The following is an 18168-nucleotide window of genomic DNA, read 5'->3' on the forward strand; positions in this document are numbered from 1 at the left end:
TTCGTGAGTATCGTCATTGCGAGCGGAGCGAAGCAATCCAGGGACTAGCAGAAAGACTGGATTGCTTCGGAGCTATCGCTCCTCGCAATGACGTCGCAGCTATCCTGCCCCATACCGCCTCGCCATCACGCCGTCGAACGCCGCCGCGATCGCCTCGACCGAAGCCTCACGGCCGGTGAACAGCTTGAACCCATCGGCGGCCTGGTGGATCGCGAGCTCGCGCCCGGTCATCACCCGCGCGCCCCTCGCCTTGGCGGCGGTGAGCAGCGGCGTCCACAGCGGCGAATAGATCGCATCCGCCACCCATAGCCCATCATGCAGCAAGCCTCCCGGCACCGGGGTGTCACGGTTCGGCAGCATGCCAACCGGCGTGCCGTTGACAAGACCGACTGCGCCGCGCAGCGCCGCTTCGACCGTATCGGCGACGCTGACGCCGGGATGATCGCGCAATAGCGCAGCCAGCGCCTCCGCCTTGGTGCGGTCAGCATCGACGATGCGCAGCTCGCTTATTCCGAGACTGACAAGCGCAAAGGCGATCGCCTTGCCGACGCCGCCGGCACCGACCAACGCCACCGGTCCATGTCCGGAAGCCGCAACCAATGGCGCTACCGCACGCGCAAAACCTGTGGTGTCGGTGTTGTGACCGATCAGCCTGTTATCGCGCACGACCACGGTGTTGACCGCGGCCATGGCCTTAGCCTCCGGCGCGAGCTCGTCCAGCAGCGCGACCACCGCTTCCTTGTAAGGGTATGTCACGTTGACACCGGCAAAGCCCATCTGTCTCACGCCATCGAGCAGGCCGCGCAGTTGCGCGCGGTCGGCACCGGCGACTTCGATGAGCTGATAATGACCGCGCAGGCCGACTGCGGCTGCGGCAGCTTCATGCATCGCGGGCGAAGCGGAATGCTTGATCGGCGCGCCGATCAGGCCGGTCAGCACATGCGGCTGCTCGGCGAACTCTGCAGCAGTTGCGGTGACGTTCGCCGCTGCCGTCACGGACGCGCCCGCCCCGCTGGTCAGATACGCCAGCACCATGTCGGCAATCTGCTGCTTGTTGCGATCGCGCACCGCCGGCTCTGCGAGGTCGCGATTGAACAGCGCGCCAAACGTGTACTGATTGGCGACGCGGAAGAAGCAGAACGAGCTGATCGCCAGATGCAGGTCGATCGGGTCGACATCGTGCCGGAACACGCCTTCGGCCCGGCCGCGCTCCAGGATGCGGCGCAGGGTGGCGATCACGCTGGCATTGATCTCGCGCAGCTGCGCGCTGTGCTTGAGGTGCCTGGCGCGATGGATGTTCTCGATCGAGACCAGCCGGATGAAGTTCGGGTTGCGCTCGTCATGGTCGAAGGTCGCCTCGATCAGACGGCGGATCGCCTCCACGGCGCTGCAGTTCTCGGTATCGAGGCTCTCTTCCAGCTCGCGGATTGAGCGATAGGCCTCTTCCAGCACTGCGAGGTAAAGCTGCTCCTTGCCGCCGAAATAGTAATAGATCATCCGCTTCGAGGTGCGGGTCTTGGCGGCGATCTCATCGACCCGCGCCCCCGAATAGCCCTGCGCTGCAAACTCGTCGGTCGCGACATCGATGATGTTGCGCTTCGTCGCTTCCGGATCGTTCTTGCGCCGGCTCGGCTCCGGATGGCTTGGCTGCGATTTATCGGTTGTCCGTTCCAACATGATCCCCTCGCGGTCCTGCCCGATCCTAGTCCTGCCGGGGCGCCCGGTCTGCGGCCCCATCAGTTTGCACCTTGAAACGAACTAGTTCGTACATTATGATGGGCGCCCACCGAGAAAGCAAGCTCGTCCTGGTCGGATGCCGCGAATGTGCACCGACGACGGGACCGAAAGCCAAGCACACGCAACAAGATAAGGGGGAGATACATGACATCGGCCACGCCCAAGGACTCGCCTCAGACCCAGGACCGATCGAGAGACCGCCTGCCGCAACGCGCCGCAATCGTCAGCTTCGTCGGCAGCATGCTCGAGTACTATGACTTCTTCATCTACGGCACCGCCGCGGCGCTGATCTTTCCAAAAGTGTTCTTCGCCAATGTCGACCCCGCGACTGGCACTGTGCTGGCGCTGCTCAGCTTCGGCATCGGCTATATCGCGCGCCCGGTCGGCGCGGTGGTCCTCGGCCATTTCGGCGATCGCATCGGTCGCAAGACGGTGCTGGTGGTCACGCTGGTCCTGATGGGCGGATCGACGCTTGCGATCGGGCTGCTGCCGGATGCGCGCATGATCGGCAGCGCGGCGCCTCTTCTGCTCACCCTGCTGCGGCTCTTGCAAGGCCTGTCCGCCGCCGGCGAACAGAGCGGCTCCAACTCGCTCACGCTGGAGCATTCCGACAGCGGCCGCCGCGCCTTCTTTACCAGCTGGACGCTGACCGGCACCCAGGCCGGCGCCATCCTGGCCACGTTGGTGTTCATTCCCGTCGCCGCACTGCCCGAGGAGCAACTCCTGAGCTGGGGCTGGCGCATCCCGTTCCTGCTGTCCTTCGTCGTGCTCGTGGTCGCCTATCTGGTCCGCCGCACCATGCCGGAGACGCCGGCCTTCAACGACATCAAGACCCGCAACGCGGTCGCGCGCTTTCCGATCGTCGCTCTCTTGCGCGATTTCTGGCCGGACGTGCTGCGCGTGATCGTCTGCGCGCTGATCGCGACGGTCAGCACGGTCACCGCCGTATTCGCGCTGGGCTATGCCACGAGCAAGTTCGGCGTGCCGCGCACCACGATGCTGTGGGCCGGCGTGCTGGCCAACGCGACCGCACTGGTCGCGCAGCCATTGTGGGCCATCCTCGCCGACCGCATCGGCCGCAAGCCGGTGTTCATCGGCGGCGTGCTCGGCTGCGCGGTGATGATCTTCCCCTATTTCATGGTCATCACGTCGGGCAACCCGGCGGCGATCCTGGTCGCCACGGTGGTGCTGTCCGGCCTCATCTATACGGCGCCCAACGCGATCTGGCCCTCGTTCTACGCCGAGATGTTCGAGACCCGGGTACGCTATTCGGGGACCGCGATCGGCACCCAGCTCGGCTTCCTGGCTGCCGGCTTCACGCCCGTGATCAGCCAGAGCCTGCTCGGTGACGGCCCCACCGGATGGATCCCCGTCGCCGCCTTCATCGCCTGCTGCTGCGTGATCTCGGCAGCGGCGGCGGCCACCGCCCACGAGACCCATACGGTCGGCATCGAGGATCTCGGCAAGAAGCGCACCGACGTGATCGAACATGACAGCACAGCCGCATCCGTCCACACCTGACACGATGTCAGCACCGCTAGTCGAGACCCGCATTGGCGCCGTGATCGGCGAGACCCTTGGAGGCGTGCGCGCCTTCAAGGGCATCCCGTTCGCACGCGCGCTGCGTTTCCGGCGTGCCACGCCCTTCCCTGCCTGGGACGCGCCGCGCCGCTGCACGGCGTTCGGCCCAGTGGCGCCGCAGCCCGGCTTGGTCTCCGACGATGCCGAAGCCGATTGTCTTACCCTGAACATCTGGACGCCGGCAGCGATCGAACAGCCACTGCCGGTGCTGTTCTTCATCCATGGCGGCGCTTTCATCGCCGGCGCCGGCTCCGACTATGACGGCACACATCTCGCCGCGCATGGCCCGGCCGTCATCGTCACCATCAACTATCGGCTCGGCCCGCTCGGCTTCCTGCAGCTCGATCGCCTCGGTGGCCCGCTGTCCGAGGCCAGCAACCTCGCCGTCACCGACACGCTCGCCGCACTCGACTGGGTCCGGGACAATATCGGCACCTTCGGCGGCAATGCCGATGCCATCACGCTGATCGGCCAGTCCGCCGGCGCTGCGCTGGTGGTCACGCTGATGACCTTGCCGCAGGCGCGCGGCAAATTCCGTGGCGCGATCGCCTTCAGCGTACCCGGCCGCGGCATCATGCCGAAGCCCCAGGCCGATGAGATCGCCGACCGCTTTCTCACGTCACTCAAGCTCGCGCCACGGGATGCGGCGCGCATCCTCGACGTCCCGGTACGGACCCTGTTGGAAACGGCCGAGCGAGTCGGCCGCGATGTAGCCGATCACACCGCGCACGGCACGCTGTTTGGTCCCGTGCCGGACGGCGCCATCATTCCCTGCGACCCGCGCCAGGCCGTGGCCGAAGGCGCGGTGCGTGAGCAGAGTCTCTGGCTCGGCTCCTGCCGCGACGAGATGACGATGTTCCTGAAGAGCACGCCGCCGGCCGCGATGATCCGTGTGACCGAAGCCCGCATCCGCTCGCAATTTGGCGATCCCGGCTGGGAGCGGCTACTCACCTGCTATCGCGACACCGCACGCGCTGACGAGGATGCTTATGAGGCGCTGCTGTCGGATGCGATGTGGCACCGGCCGCTGGACGAGCTCGCGCAGCTTCAGGACCAGGCCCGCGGCCGCGTGTGGCTCAGCCGCTTCGATCACGCGCCGCGGCTCGAACCTTTCCGCTCGCAGGGGCCGACGCATGGCGCCGACAACGCCTGCCTATGGGCGCACCCACCCACCTTCCTCGACCGCCCAATCCTGGGGCGCGCCGGCGGACCGATGACGCTGGCCGATATCGAGGTCGCGGCACGGCTGCAGGCCTGCGTGCTGCGCTTTGCTCGCAACGGACAACCCGACGATGCGACGCACTGGCCAAGCTTCACGGCTAGCGGCCGCCAATTCGCGGTCTTCGACAGCCCGTTCCGCATCAGCAGCGTCAAGGACACGCCGCGAGACGAGGCTTGGCGCCTCCTGAAAGGCGCGCGACGGCTGATTGGCGTCACGCCACGCGCAGATCGCCGATGAAGCTGTCGACATCGCGGCGGAGATCGTTGGAGAGGCTCGTCAGCGCCTTGGCCGAATCCAGCACCTCGCCAGCGGCCTTGCCGGTCTCGGCGGTCGCCGCCGACACGCCGGCGATGTGCCGCGACACCTCGCTCGTGCCCTCGGAGGCCTGCTGCACGTTGCGTGCGATCTCGCGCGTCGCTGCGCCCTGCTGCTCGACGGCCGCCGCAATGGCGGAGGTGATCTGGTTGACGCGCTGGATGGTCGCGCTGATCCCCCCGATCGCATCGACCGAGCTGCGGGTCGCGCCTTGGATGCCCGCGACCTGCGCGCTGATCTCTTCGGTCGCCTTGGCGGTCTGGCTCGCCAGCGCCTTCACCTCGGACGCCACCACGGCAAAGCCCCGGCCGGCCTCGCCTGCCCGCGCCGCCTCGATGGTCGCGTTGAGCGCCAGCAGATTGGTCTGGCTCGCAATGCCGGTGATCAATGCGACCACATCGCCGATGCGCTGGGCCGCGTCGGAGAGGGTCTGAACCTGCTGATTGGTCTTCTCGGCCTCGGCCGCCGCCGCATTCGCAATTGTGCTTGATTCCGAGACCTGCCGGCTGATTTCGCCAATCGATGCCGTAAGCTGCTCGGTCGCCGCCGCGACCATCTGCACATTGCCGGACGCCCGTTCCGACACGTTCGCCACCTCGGCCGCCTTGGCGCGCCCTTGGTCGGCGGTCGCCGACATCGATTGGGCGGTGCCGTCAAGCTGGCTCGAGGCTCGCGTCAAAGTCTGCAGCGAGTCCGTGACGGTCGATTCGAACCGCTTGATCAGGCCTTCGACCGCGATCTGCCGACGCTCCTTGCGCGCCTGCTCAATGGCTTTTTCCTCGGCAAGGCGATCGCCCTCGATCATGTTCGCCTTGAACACGGCAACCATGCGCGACATCTCGCCGATCTCGTCGCCTCGCTCGGCGCCGACCAGCTCGATCTCATAGTCGCGCTCGGCGAGCCGGCGCATGGCCTCGGTCAAGGCGAGCACCGGTGCGCTGACCCGCCGGTGCACGAGGATGAAGCCGAACGCCGCGACCGCGATCCCGAGCGCCAGCATCGCGCCATTCATGACAAGGCTGAGTCGCGCCCCACTCATCTGGGCTTCGGCCGCCTTCACCATCTCCGACAGCGCGGCATTGGCGACGTCGACGCCGGTCGACAGCACCGCGGTATTTAGCTTGGTGAGTTCGGAGAACGGCACGTCGATGGTGCCGCCCTCGCGCAGCGTCTTGATCAAGCTCTTCTGCCGTTCGGCCAGCGCAACCGCATCAGGCTGCCTGGCGCGCGCGATCGGCGCGATGACCGCCGCAGGTGCATCGGGGCGCGAGGCGGCGTCGAGCACCTGGCTCCAGGCCTGCATGGCCCGGCCATTATCTTCAGCCGCGGCGATCATGTCAGCCGGGCTCCAAGGCTTGCCTGACGTTGCCGCGCTTTCGATGCGCACCGCGAGGAGCCCGCCGTAGCTGCGCGCCGCCCAGGCCGACTGCTTGACACCGAGCAGCTGGTCCACCAGGGGATCGACCAGCTTCAAGGTCTCCTCGAGATCGGCCGTGAGCCCGAACATCGCATCGAGGTAATCCTGTGCAACGGCACGGAATTCTTCGATCAGATCACGATCGCGCTCTGATTTTTGCCGGCGAATGGCACTATCCGCCTGCGTGCGCAGCGAAGCCATCTTGTCATGCACCGCGATCATGGTGTTGAGCCGCGCGGCGAGCTTGGCGTTGGCAAATCCCGCGAGACGTTCCAGAACCGCGTGATAGCCGGCTTCCGAGGCCTGGCGGGTGCTTGCGATCCTGCTTTCAATCGCATCGTCCGCCGGCTGTTCGCTCACAAGCGCGCCGAGAAATGCACCACGCTCCAGGCGGAACCCGTAGAGGGCGGCGAACAATTGCTGATCCGTGCCCGCCAGCCGCTCGACGCGCCCTGCGGCGGAATGCCGGTCGACGGCATCGGTGACGTCGATGGTCAGCCGGACCACCAGCAGCAGCGCAAGCACGCCGATGATGAGTCCCAACACAGTGCGGATCGAAAGGCCAGTGAGCAGCTTCATGCGGCAATGTCCAACAGCATTCACTCATGACTTATGGGAAAATAGTGCTCCCTTTACGTTAATTTTCCGCTGATTGAGGCGGCTTTCCTATCAGTTTCGCTGGAGTGAGCGACCATGGTTCCTTGCTAATTAGTCCCTGTTAGGACGGCGGTGTGGCCAACGACCTGACGATGCCGCGACGCACGGATGCGACATGATTCGTGCCTCCCGGATCGGCCGGCACTGCAAAAAGCCCGTAACTACACGGTTCCTTGGCATCCTTTCTTGCTTCATTGTGTGTTTGCTGCGCCTGCGGAAATATCGCGAAACGCAGCGCAAGATCCCATTAAGCGGGCCGGTTCTACCTGCTCCCAGGCCCGAACTTTTCAATCTGGGGAACATGCCATGACCATCTCGTCTGCGACCTCGACCTCCGGCTATTCGCCGCTCGACATGCTCAAGCAGGAGCTCGCCAGGGAAGTCTCCGCCGGTAACGTCGCCTCATCCGATCAGAGCGCGCTCAGCTCGGCGCTCGACGACATCGACTCCGCGCTGAAGAGCAGCGCGGGTAGCAGCTCGCCCTCTGCTTCCGCCGCCCCGCAGGATATGAAGTCCAAGATCGACGACCTGATCCAGAGCGAGGTGTCGAGCGGCAAGCTCACCTCCGACCAGGCCACCGAGCTGAAGAGCGTGTTCGCCAATGCCTTCTCCGGCCATGCGCCTGGCGCCGGGGGCCCGCCGCCGTCCGCATCTGGCACGGACGATGCCAGCTCCGACGACAGCAGCACCAGTTCGTCGTCGAGCACGGCTACGGATACGACCGAGCTCTTGAGAGAGCTGCTGGCGGCGCTGCAAAAGTCCATCACTCAATCCGCCTCGTCCTACGGCGCCAATGGCACCACCTCGTCGAGCGCGACAGGCACCTCGCTGGTGCTGAACTACACGACCTGAAGCAAGACCGGCGGCAACCGGCTTACAGCCCGCCGCCCGCAAGCGTCCGGCCTGACGGTTCCCGCGGGTCGGACGCTCTTCCACCTTGCGGGCTCCGCACATTCCTGCTCACTCCGGCGGATTGAAGGTGCGGGCGAAATAGACCGGCGCCTTTGCTGGCTTCAGCCGATAGAGCTGCGCCGGCCGGTTCGGCCCCTTGCGCATCTTGTCGATGGGCTCGATCAGGTCGGCCGACAGCATCCGGGTCCGGAACGCGCTTTTCTCCAGCGGGCGGTCCAGCACGATCTCGAACGTCCGCTGCAATTCCGGCAGCGTGAACTCCGGCGGCATCAGATAGGCCGGCAGCGAGGTGTACTCGACCTTGCTGCGCAGCCGCTGCACGGCCGTCTGCAGGATTTCGCCGTGGTCGAAGGCGAGCTTCGGTTTGACCTTGCCGCTGATCAGCGGAAACCACTGCGCATCGGGTGCCAGGGCGGCATCCGCCACTGAGGCGGGCAACAGCGCGAAATAGGCATGAGTTGCCGACCAGCCGCGGGGGTCGCGGGTCGCGCTCCCCCAGCTGCCCAGCTGCTCGAGATAAGGACTGACGACGCCGGTCTTGTCCTTCAGCTTGCGCCGCGCGCAGGCTTCGAGATCCCGATCCCGGTCGACGTCGACAAAGCCGCCGGGCAGCGCATAAGCGCCCGGAAACGGCTCGCCCTCGCCCTGGCCCCGCTGCACCAGCAGCACCTGCAAGGCGTCGTCCCGGATCGCGAAGATGACGATATCGACCGTGGTCAAGGGGCGCGGGAAATCCAGCCCGCGGCCTGCCTTCCGGCTGTTTTCATTCATCTTTTGTCCCTGAGCGCCTGCCACTTCCGCCTCATCGCCTTTCCGCTTGACAATAGCATACTTAGTTGTACTGTCCAACTTACTTAGTTGGCGTGACGCACTTATGTCAGCCGTTTGCGAGGATACCGCCATGTTCGGCATTCGCTTCATCAAGGCCCAGCCCACCACCTATCTGCTGAAATACCGCGCCGGCCAGGTGACCCAGGAGGGCGCCGGCCTGTCCACCTTCTATTACGGACCCGCCACCTCCCTGGTCGCGGTGCCCATCGGCAGCCGCGACGCCGCCTTCATCTTTCAGCAGACCGCGCGCGACTTTCAGACTCTGACCATTCAGGGCCATGTCACCTACCGCATCAGCGAGCCGAGAAAGGCCGCCGCGATGCTCAACTTCGCGCTGAAGAGCGACGGCAAGACATATGAGTCCGACGATCCGGAGAAGCTGCCGCAGCGCATCCTCGGCACCGTCGAGGTGCTGGCGCAGCAGCTCGTGAAGGAGATGACCCTTAAAGAAGCGCTGCGCGCCTCCGACCGCATTGCGGAGGCGGTCGCGACCGGCCTGAAGAACCGCGCCGACATCGCCTCGCTCGGGCTCGAGATCCTGGGCGTCTCCGTGCGCGCGGTGAAGCCGACGCCCGACACCGCGAAGGCGCTGGAGGCGGAGGCGCGCGAGGCGATCCTCAAGACCGCGGACGAAGCGATCTTCGCGCGGCGCAATTTCGCCGTCGAGCAGGAGCGCGCCATCCGCGAGAGCGAGCTCGACACCGAGATCGCCGTCGAGCAGAAGAAGCGCGCGATCCGCGAGACCCAGATGGATGCGGAGGCGAGCGTCGCCGCCAAGCAGAACGAGCTGCGCGAGGCCGGCATGGTCGCCGACATCGCGCTGGAAGGCCGCCGCAAGGACTTTGTCGAACTGAACGCCGAGAACACCCGCATGCTGGCGGATGCCGAGGCATACCGAGTCGGCGCGCTGATGAAGATCTTCGAGGGCGTCGACACGCGCGTGATCCAGGCGCTCGCCGCAACCGGCATGCAGCCCGGGCAGCTGATCGCGCAGGCGTTCTCAGGCCTCGCCGAGAAGGCCGAGAAGATCGGCCAGCTCAACGTCTCACCGGAGCTTCTGAACGCGCTCATGGAGAAACCCGTGGAGGCAGCCCGTGCCCGCCGCCAATGACCGCAAGGTGGTGCTGGTCGTCAGAAGGACGCGGCTCGAGGAGCTCGTCGCAAGGTTCCTCACCGCTGAGCAGGCGAAGTTCTATGTCGAGCATCTCGGCGCCGACTTCTCCGACTACCGGCGCGAGCATGACGTCTACCAGGCCGAGCGCGCCCGCACGGTGCAGGCGCTGGAGCACTGGGGCCGCTATCAGGTGATCGATCGCGGCTTCCTGCCGAACTTCATCTTCGGTCCTGATGACATCGTGGTCGCGCTCGGCCAGGACGGCGTGGTCGCCAACACCATGAAATATCTCGACGGCCATCCGCTGATCGGCCTCAACCCGGACGCCAGGCGCTATGACGGCATCCTGCTGCCGTTCTGTCCCTCCGATCTCCCTGCTCTCCTGCCCGAAGTCGCGGCCGACAAGCGTGCCGCCAAATCCGTGACCATGGCGAAAGCGCGCCTGTCGGACGGCCAGGAGCTCTATGCCGTCAATGACCTCTTCATCGGCGCACGCTCGCATGTCTCGGCGATTTACGAGATCGCGGCCGGCGAGCAGCGCGAGCGGCAATCCTCCTCTGGCCTGATCGTAGCGACGGGGCTCGGCTCGACCGCCTGGTTCAAGAGCATCGTCACCGGCTCGCTCGCGATCGCCGGCAGCTTCGGCAGCTCCCCGAACGGGGCGCATTATGACGCGCTGCCCTGGGACGCGCGCGAACTGCGCTTTGCCGTGCGCGAGCCGTTTCCGAGCAGGAGCTCGCAGGTCAACCTGGTCTGCGGCCGCCTCGGCGCATCCGATGCTTTGCGGCTGCGCTCGCTGATGCCGGAGAACGGCGTCATCTTCTCTGACGGCATCGAGGCCGACCGGCTCGATTTCAACTCCGGCACGGAGGCCGTCATCGGGATCGCGGAGCGACACGGCCGGCTGATCGTCTGAGGCCACTGGAACCTCGTTCCGATTGAATCGGAACGAGGCTCTAGCTTTTTGTTTTGACGCGTTTTCTTCACGCGAATCGGTGTCCACTTCGCTTGAAAACGCTCTAATTCCTCGCATACACCACAATCCCATTCGCCGGGATCGCAACATGCGCCGAACACGGCCGGCCGTGCAGCGGCGGTCCATCGGCTGATATCTCGCGTCCCACAGCGGAAGAAGCGCCGGCCTCGTAGGCCTCGCTATCGAACACCAGCCGCCAGGCGCCGCCCGCCGGGAAGCCGATGGCATAGTCCTGCCACGCGGTCTCGTTCAGGCTCACGACCACCATCACCGCATCATCGCTGCCCTCGACCCAGCGCTCGAACGCCAGCACCCGGTTGCCGTCGTGGACATGGACGATCGCGCAGCCCTCGCCGGACAGCGCCTTGCGGCTACGGCGCAGCGCAATCAGCTCGCGCACGAAGCGGACGAAGTCGGTCGTGACCGTGTCGCCGCTGTCCAGCATCGCCCAGGCGATCTCGGTCGCAGACGCCAGCGTGTCGCTCCAGGGCCTCGCCTCCAACAGCTCCTGCCCCATGAACAGCATCGGAATGCCCGGCGCGGTCAGGAGCAGCCCGGTCGCAACCCGGCTGCGGCTGCGCGCATACCAGGAGCGCGGATCAATGGAGTCGGCGAGCATTGCGACCCGCGGCTGGCGCCCCGCATAGACGATGTCGTGGTTCTCGATCGCCTGCACCGCCCGCCAGCGCTTACCGAGGCTGCCGTCGGCGAGCGCATCGGCGATCGCCTGCATCGAGACGCTGGCAGACGCACCGCCAGCCGCTGCGCCGAGCGCGCCGCGCACGGCCTCGCGCAGCCGGTCACCCCAGGTCGCGTCGAAGCCGGCGCCGCCCTCAGCGTGGTCCTTCACCACCCACGGATTGACCGGCCAATATTCGGCGATCTGGATCGCATCCGGCTTCTCGACGCGCAGCGCTGAGGTCAGTTGCTGGCAGGTGGCCCAGCCGCCGAAGCGATCCATGACGCTGACCTCGTCGAAGCGCAGGCCATCGATCCGGTACTCGCGATAGAACGACAGCGCATTGTCGACCAGGAACTGACGGATGTCCGCATTCCAATAAGCGAACACCTGGCCACCGGCCCAGCCCTGGTCGGTGAAATACAGGCTGTCGTTGGCATTGCCGGTGGGCTGGCGGTCGAAGAACCAGATCGAATGATCGTCGAAGCCGCCGCCGGCATGGTTGTAGACGGCATCGAAGATCACGCCGATGCCATGGACATGGCAGACGTCGATCAGCGCACGGAGCTGGTCGTCACAGTGACGAAGCACGTCGGCGCCGGCATAAGGCGCCTGCCCGGCCGCTGCCAGGATCGCGTTGGTCCGGTCGACATAGGCTTTCAGCTTGGCTTCGTCGGCCTCGCCATACTCGGTTTCGGGGCTGAACAGGTCGGTGCCGTTGTAGCCCATGCTGAAGGTGGTCGGGAATTCCTGCACCGGCAAGAGCTCGATCGCGTTGACGCCGAGCGAGGCGAGATGCGGCACGCGCTCGATGACGTCGAAGAAGCAGCCGTCCGGATTGCCCGGCTTGATGTCGAAGCTGCCGACATGAAGCTGATAGATCACGAGTTCGTTGAACGGCGGCGGCGTAAAGTGCGCCTCATGCCAGGGAAAGGCATCCGGATTGCGCAGCACCGAATGGGCCTTCGGAAATGGCGGCTCGATGGTGAGCAGGCGCGCATACGGATCGCGCTTGTAGCCCGACGAGCCCTGCCCGTCGACGAAGTACATATAGGGGTCGCCGTCCTTCAAGGCCGGGATGAAGACGGCCCAGTGGCCGCCACCGATCGGCGCCATCTGGCAGCTTGCATCCTGCACCCAGTTGTTGAAATCGCCGCAGACATAGAGCGCCTTGGCATGCGGCGCGAACACGCGGAAAGTGGCGCCGCCCGGCACCAAGGTGCCGCCCATCGGCGCCTGCAAGAGATGCATCTGCCGGAGCGACACGCGCGAGCCCGGCGCGAGGGCCGGCCCGGTAGCATGCTGGTCGATGGTCTGCATGGCCGCCTCGCTTCGTTGATCTCAGAACAGCCGCGCACCATTGGGCACGCGCCTGTCCGGCGCGAACAGCACCACATTGCCGTGCTCGTCCGGAAAGCCGAGCGCCAGCACCTCCGACATGAACTTGCCGATCTGGCGCGGCGGAAAATTGACCACGCCGGCGACCTGGCGCCCGATCAGCGCGGCCGGCTCATACAGCGTCGCGATCTGTGCGCTGGAGCGCTTCGTGCCGATCGCGGGACCGAAATCGATCGTCAGCTTGAGCGATGGCTTGCGCGCCTCGGGATAAGGCTCGGCCGCGACGATGGTGCCGACGCGGATATCGACCGCCAGGAACTGGTCGAAATTGATCTGCGGCGCGGGCGCAGCGGTGGGATCATGGGCGAGATGCATGGTGACTTTCTCGAACGGCGAAAGCGGTGTCCGACCGGCCGGCCGCGTTCCCTTTCGCGTGACAGATGTCGAATTTCATAGTCGCAGCAGCGCAGGCTGACAATCCTCGGTGCTGCAGGATTCACCTCGCTGTCATTCGATATCCTCGTGACCGCTCTCTCGTCGTCATTCCGGGACGCGCCAACGGGTCCGCGCGAAGCCGCGGCCCGATGACAGGCTCCGCGCGAGCTATGATGCGCAATTTCGCATCTGAGAATCCATACTCACGATGGTGGTTATGGATTCCGGCTCGCTTGCTGCGCAAGCGCCCCGGAATGACACCGAGTGTGTAGCTCTGCTGATCCACCCATGACCTCGCATGCCCGCGACACGATGTGCCCGAGTGGTGCTCGTCTCGCTCGCCCTCGACAATGCAAAGGGCGCAGGGAATGCCGGGTGAAGGCCTCACCCATGGCCCGCCTGCAGAAGAAAAAGCAGGCGGCAGTCACCACAGGTGCAGCCAGATCATCCGGCATTCCCTGCGCGGTGGTTTTAACGCTTATACGTAGTCTCCCTGGTGCGCCGGGCTTGTTGGCCACCATCATCCGCGCGATGCGCCAGCATCGCTGCGAACTTGACACCAGCGTCGGGGTGTCAGGACCGTACGATTTCGCGTCCGCGCGCGATGCCAATCGTCCGCGTACTTGCAAGCACGCTGTGACACCCTCGCGGCCACCGCATCCCCGCCTCGCGTGTCGTGACGATCGCGCGCAACGCCCCTCTGCGATGAGGCGGGATGGCAACAGAGTAACACAATTTCCGAAAAAGCGAAACAAGAATATTTTTCGCCGAGCGTCTGGACAAGCCGAGTCGCATTGAAAACAATGGCAAACTTCGTGTTTCGGCGCACGCGTTTCGGGTGCTCTGGCCGCCCCTGGACCGACAACCGAATGCAGCACCCTGCGTGTGCTCTGCTTCGGTGCGACAGGCGGGCAGCGTCAGCGCAATCCGACCGCCACCGCGATGCCAGACGGAGCGAGTGTCGTCTGCCCGCCTGCTGCCTTACGTTGCGACATTGCGGTTGAGGAAGTCGCGGATCAGCGGCACCATTTCGTCGGCTTTGTCCTCGAGCGCGAAATGGCCGGTGTCGATCAGGTGAAACTCGACCTTGGGGAGGTCGCGCTTGTAGGGATAGGCCCCGTCGGCAGGGAAAATCTTGTCGTTCTTGCCCCAGACGATCAGCGTCGGTGGCTGGTGCTTCCGGAAATAGGCCTGCACCGCCGGATAGAGTGGCAGGTTGGTGCGGTAGTCGTAGAACAGATCCATTTGGATTTCGGCGTTGCCGGGACGATCGAGCAGCGCCTGATCATGAACCCAGTTGTCGGGAGCGACGCGGCTGACATCGCTGACCCCGTCGGTGTATTGAAACTTCGTCGTTTCCGGCGTGACCAGCACATAAAGTGCCTTGCGGTGCTCTTCCGAATGATCGGACCAGTAAGCCTTGATCGGATTCCAGAACTCCTTGAGGCCTTCTTCATAGGCGTTCCCGTTCTGCACGACCAGGGCCGTGATGCGCTTGGGATGCTTGAGGGCAAGGCGCCAGCCTACGGGAGCGCCATAGTCCATGACGTACATGGCATAGCGCTCGACGCCGAGTTGATCGAGCAGGCCATCGACGAGTTCTCCAAACCGGTCGAAGGTATACGAAAATTTTGCGCGGTCGGGCATGTCGCTCTGCCCATAGCCGGGATAGTCGGGAGCGATCACATGATAGCGGTCGGCGAGCTCCGGGATCAGGTTGCGAAACATATGGGACGAGGTCGGAAATCCGTGCAGCAACAGCAGCACCGGAGCACCCGCCGGCCCCGCCTCGCGATAGAATATCTTGATGCCGTCGACAGCCCTGGTCCGGTGATGAGTGACGATCGGCGCCTTGCCTTCCGGCGGTGCCGTTGCCGCCAACGCAGTCTGCGGAGAAGCGGCGCCGGCGGCCAGCAGCGGCAGCGCCATAGCGAACCGCCGGCGGTCCAGCGACCACGATGGCGTCTGAGTCAAATCAACGTCTTTCATGTCGGCCTCCAATTCGAAGTGATTAATGGATCACCCGCGCACGCGCTCAGACACCTTCATAGACAAGCCGTACAAAAAAAGCGGGATCGATGACGAACTGTCCAAACCTGGCGTCGAAGGCGGCGGTTGGCTTGGCCGCCACGGTCTCGTCGCGCGAGCGCCCCTGCCTCTTGAGCGCGGCGACGTTGTCGCGGATTGCGACGAGCATGTCGCGGAATTCGCGGAGTTCAACCCGGTTGCCGACGGCTTTGCCGTGGCCGGCGATGATGATGGTGTCGTCGTTCGTCGCAGCGAGATTGGCATTGGAAGCCGCGATCATCCCGTCGATGCTGCCGCCCGTTGAATAATCGATGAACGGATAGATGCCGTTCCAGAACGTATCGGCCAGATGCACGACATTTGCTTCAGGAAACGTCACCGAAATGTCGCTGTCGGTATGCGCCCGCCCGTAATGCTTGAGCGCAATGCTCGCGCCGTTGAGCTTGAGGCTATGCTCGCGAACGAACACTTCGGTCGGGATTCCGCCCGGCGGCTGCGCAAGAAAATTGTAGTCCCAATCCTCGACGCGCTGCACTTCGGACAGATGTTTGCGGGTGTTTTCCTGGGCGATGATCTTCGCGCCGGTCGCGTTGAGCCAAGCGTTGCCGTCGGTATGATCGAAATGCCAATGAGTATTGATCAAGTGCGTGATGGGCTCGGCCCCAAGCTCCGCGAGAGCGCTGGTGAGTTGCGGGCGGGACACGGCAATACCGGCATCGATCAGCACCTTGCCATCAGGGCCGGTCAGCACGGCGATGCTGCCGCCGGAGCCTTCGAGCACGCTGATATTGTTGCGCAACCTGTGCGTGACGATCGGCGACGCCGCAGCGCTGTCCTTGATCAGGCTGACCAGGCCGCGCGCCTCCGCGAAAGCCGCGGGCGGTGCGAGAGACGCTCCCATGGCCGCGGTGACTATGCCGCGGACGCAGCACAGACAGAAGCCGCGTCGGGACGGAAATTTCTCCATCGAGACTGCCATGGCGCCTTCAGCTCTCGATGAATGTCAAAAGGTCGGCATTGATCATGTCGGCCTGCGTGGTCGGCATGCCGTGCGGAAATCCCTTGTAGGTCTTCAGCGTACCGTTCTTCAAAAGCCTGGCCGACAATGGTCCGGCATCGGCATAAGGAACGATCTGATCGTCCTCGCTGTGCATCACCAGCACCGGCACGTTGATCTTCTTCAGGTCGGACGTGAAATCGGTCTGAGAGAACGCGACAATGCCGTCGTAATGCGCTTTGGCGCCGCCCATCATGCCCTGGCGCCACCAGTTCTGGATGATGGCTTCGGAGCGTTCAGTGCCTGGCCGGTTGTAATTGTAGAAGGGACCTGACGCGACGGCGCGATAGAATTCGGACCGGTTGGCCGCAAGCTGCGCCTGAAAGTCGTCGAACACGGCCTTTGGCAGGCCGCCCGGATTGGCCGCGGTTCGCACCATCAACGGGGGTACGGCGCTGATGATCGCCGCCTTGACCACGCGGCTCTCACCGTGCCGCGCGAGGTAGCGCACCACTTCGCCGCCGCCGGTGGAATGGCCGACGTGGATCGCGTCATGCAGATCGAGATGCGCCGTCACCGCGGCAAGGTCGTCGGCATAATGATCCATGTCGTGATGGTCGCCCGTCTGCGTCGAGCGGCCATGGCCACGCCGGTCATGGGCGATGACGCGATAGCCCTTGCCGAGGAAGAACAGCATTTGGGCATCCCAGTCGTCGGACGATAGCGGCCAGCCGTGGCTGAACACGACGGGTTGCCCCCTGCCCCAGTCTTTGTAAAAGATCTCGACGCCATCTTTTGTCGTGACAGTGTTCATCCCGAACTCCTGCGCTTTCTGCGGGCGGACCGGCGCGCATCTGTTGCCCCCATTCGGCATACTGCGTTGCAGCGCAGCCGGGCAGCCCATATGATTGGGAAGGAGCTTCTCAAAGATCGGAAAGGCGAGGCCCGCGATGGACCGCTTGGAGGCGATGTCCGTGATCATCGCCGTGACTGAGACCGGCAGCATTTCGGCGGCGTCGCGCCGCCTGAAATCGCCGGTCGCGACCGTCAGCCGCAAGGTCGCCGAACTCGAATCCCGCCTGAAAACTCAGCTCTTCCAACGGACCTCACGGCGGATGACGTTGACCGACGCGGGTCGGTCCTACATCGATTCCTGCAAGCGCATCATCGAGCAAGTGGATGATGCCGAGCGCGAGGTATCGGGTGAATACCGAATTCCCAGGGGACAGATGGCGGTAACGGCACCCTGGGGACTCGGACACACGCACTTGCTGCCGCTCACGGTCGAATTCCTGGAAGCCTATCCGGAAATATCGTTGCGACTGATGCTGACCGATCGGGTGGTCAATACCATCAGCGAGAACATCGATATCGCCATCCGTGTCGGCGTCCTACCAGACAGCGGCATGATCGCGACCCGCGTCGGCTCGATCCGCACCGTCGTTTGCGCGAGTCCCAGCTATCTCAACGCACGCGGGCGGCCCACGCAACTCAGCGACCTCGACAAGCACGACTGCATCACGATCGACGATCACGCCATTCCTGCAGTCTGGAAATTCGTGCGCGGCAGCCGCGCAAGGATAGAGCCGATCAGGTCGCGGCTGTGTGTCAATACGTCTGAAGCCGCGGTGCTCGCGGCGATCGGAGGCGCCGGACTGGCTCGCGTGATGTCGTACAAGATGGACGCTGCGAAGCGCGCCGGACAACTTGCCATCGTCCTCGAAGAATTCGAGCCGGAGCCACTTCCTGTGCACATCATCTACCCTCCGCGCAAGCCGGCACCGGTCAAATTGCGCGCGTTTCTCGATTGGATGGCGCCGCGTCTAAAGGCTCGGCTGGCATTGGCTTGAACTCACGCACGATAGCCTGTTCCTGGCTTCGACCACTGCAATGCATCCTCTTGCGCGCGGCCTCCTCGACCAAAGTCCG

14 protein-coding genes and 1 pseudogene are annotated in these 18168 nt (G+C 64.6%); 6 read left to right on the plus strand and 9 right to left on the minus strand.

Going from position 1 to position 18168, the window contains the following annotated elements; all coding sequences use genetic code 11:
- Positions 1–99: 99 nt before the first annotated feature.
- Positions 100–939, minus strand: coding sequence for a shikimate dehydrogenase (locus P6U24_RS24775; protein WP_407160570.1), 840 nt, complete (start codon positions 937–939; stop codon positions 100–102).
- A 72-nt stretch (positions 940–1011) separates the two neighbouring features.
- Positions 1012–1677: pseudogene (locus tag P6U24_RS24780) on the minus strand (TetR/AcrR family transcriptional regulator); the annotation flags it as partial.
- A gap of 204 nt (positions 1678–1881) precedes the next feature.
- Between P6U24_RS24780 and P6U24_RS24785 the strand changes: the two are divergent.
- Together P6U24_RS24785 and P6U24_RS24790 are read left to right on the plus strand one after the other, a co-directional pair.
- Complete coding sequence (locus P6U24_RS24785) at positions 1882–3258, plus strand: MFS transporter (protein WP_407155098.1); 1377 nt, start codon at positions 1882–1884, stop codon at positions 3256–3258.
- 4 nt (positions 3259–3262) lie between these two features.
- Positions 3263–4777 (plus strand): carboxylesterase/lipase family protein, encoded by a 1515-nt coding sequence (locus P6U24_RS24790; RefSeq protein WP_407155099.1) that lies wholly within the window; start codon positions 3263–3265, stop codon positions 4775–4777.
- Here P6U24_RS24790 and P6U24_RS24795 read toward each other — a convergent pair.
- Positions 4752–6851 carry a methyl-accepting chemotaxis protein gene (locus P6U24_RS24795; RefSeq protein ID WP_407155100.1) on the minus strand — a complete coding sequence of 700 codons (2100 nt, stop codon included), beginning with the start codon at positions 6849–6851 and terminating at the stop codon, positions 4752–4754. The genes P6U24_RS24790 and P6U24_RS24795 overlap by 26 nt on opposite strands.
- Before the next feature lie 384 nt (positions 6852–7235).
- Here P6U24_RS24795 and P6U24_RS24800 point away from each other — a divergent pair, with 384 nt between their 5' ends.
- Positions 7236–7781, plus strand: a complete 546-nt coding sequence (locus P6U24_RS24800) for a hypothetical protein (protein WP_407155101.1) — start codon at positions 7236–7238, stop codon at positions 7779–7781.
- A gap of 108 nt (positions 7782–7889) precedes the next feature.
- Here the strand turns inward: P6U24_RS24800 and P6U24_RS24805 are convergent, their stop codons facing one another.
- Positions 7890–8612 carry an NUDIX hydrolase gene (locus P6U24_RS24805; RefSeq protein WP_407155102.1) on the minus strand — a complete coding sequence of 241 codons (723 nt, stop codon included), beginning with the start codon at positions 8610–8612 and terminating at the stop codon, positions 7890–7892.
- A gap of 130 nt (positions 8613–8742) precedes the next feature.
- On the opposite strand from P6U24_RS24805, the gene P6U24_RS24810 reads away from it, so the two are divergent.
- Both P6U24_RS24810 and P6U24_RS24815 read left to right on the plus strand, forming a co-directional pair.
- Positions 8743–9783 carry an SPFH domain-containing protein gene (locus P6U24_RS24810; RefSeq protein WP_407155103.1) on the plus strand — a complete coding sequence of 347 codons (1041 nt, stop codon included), beginning with the start codon at positions 8743–8745 and terminating at the stop codon, positions 9781–9783.
- Positions 9767–10702, plus strand: a complete 936-nt coding sequence (locus tag P6U24_RS24815; RefSeq protein WP_407155104.1) for a sugar kinase — start codon at positions 9767–9769, stop codon at positions 10700–10702. The genes P6U24_RS24810 and P6U24_RS24815 overlap by 17 nt, the downstream gene beginning before the upstream one ends.
- 103 nt (positions 10703–10805) lie before the next feature.
- Here the strand turns inward: P6U24_RS24815 and P6U24_RS24820 are convergent, their stop codons facing one another.
- The 5 genes from P6U24_RS24820 to P6U24_RS24840 form a co-directional block, all read right to left on the minus strand.
- Positions 10806–12761, minus strand: coding sequence for an alpha amylase C-terminal domain-containing protein (locus P6U24_RS24820; RefSeq protein ID WP_407155105.1), 1956 nt, complete (start codon positions 12759–12761; stop codon positions 10806–10808).
- 21 nt (positions 12762–12782) lie between these two features.
- Positions 12783–13154: a tRNA-binding protein gene (locus P6U24_RS24825; RefSeq protein WP_407155106.1), complete on the minus strand. Its 372-nt coding sequence runs from the start codon at positions 13152–13154 to the stop codon at positions 12783–12785.
- Between the two features lie 1041 nt (positions 13155–14195).
- Complete coding sequence (locus P6U24_RS24830) at positions 14196–15203, minus strand: alpha/beta fold hydrolase (protein WP_407155107.1); 1008 nt, start codon at positions 15201–15203, stop codon at positions 14196–14198.
- Positions 15204–15249: 46 nt separating this feature from the next.
- Positions 15250–16209, minus strand: coding sequence for an MBL fold metallo-hydrolase (locus P6U24_RS24835; RefSeq protein ID WP_407160571.1), 960 nt, complete (start codon positions 16207–16209; stop codon positions 15250–15252).
- Positions 16210–16228: 19 nt separating this feature from the next.
- Positions 16229–17053, minus strand: a complete 825-nt coding sequence (locus P6U24_RS24840; protein WP_407155108.1) for an alpha/beta fold hydrolase — start codon at positions 17051–17053, stop codon at positions 16229–16231.
- Between the two features lie 136 nt (positions 17054–17189).
- On the opposite strand from P6U24_RS24840, the gene P6U24_RS24845 reads away from it, so the two are divergent.
- A complete protein-coding gene (locus P6U24_RS24845) occupies positions 17190–18089 on the plus strand; it encodes a LysR family transcriptional regulator (RefSeq protein WP_407155109.1) in 900 nt (299 codons plus the stop codon).
- Positions 18090–18168: the final 79 nt, after the last annotated feature.

The sequence above is a fragment of the Bradyrhizobium sp. STM 3557 genome (genome assembly GCF_045571465.1).
In the GTDB taxonomy this organism is placed as follows: Bacteria; Pseudomonadota; Alphaproteobacteria; order Rhizobiales; family Xanthobacteraceae; genus Bradyrhizobium.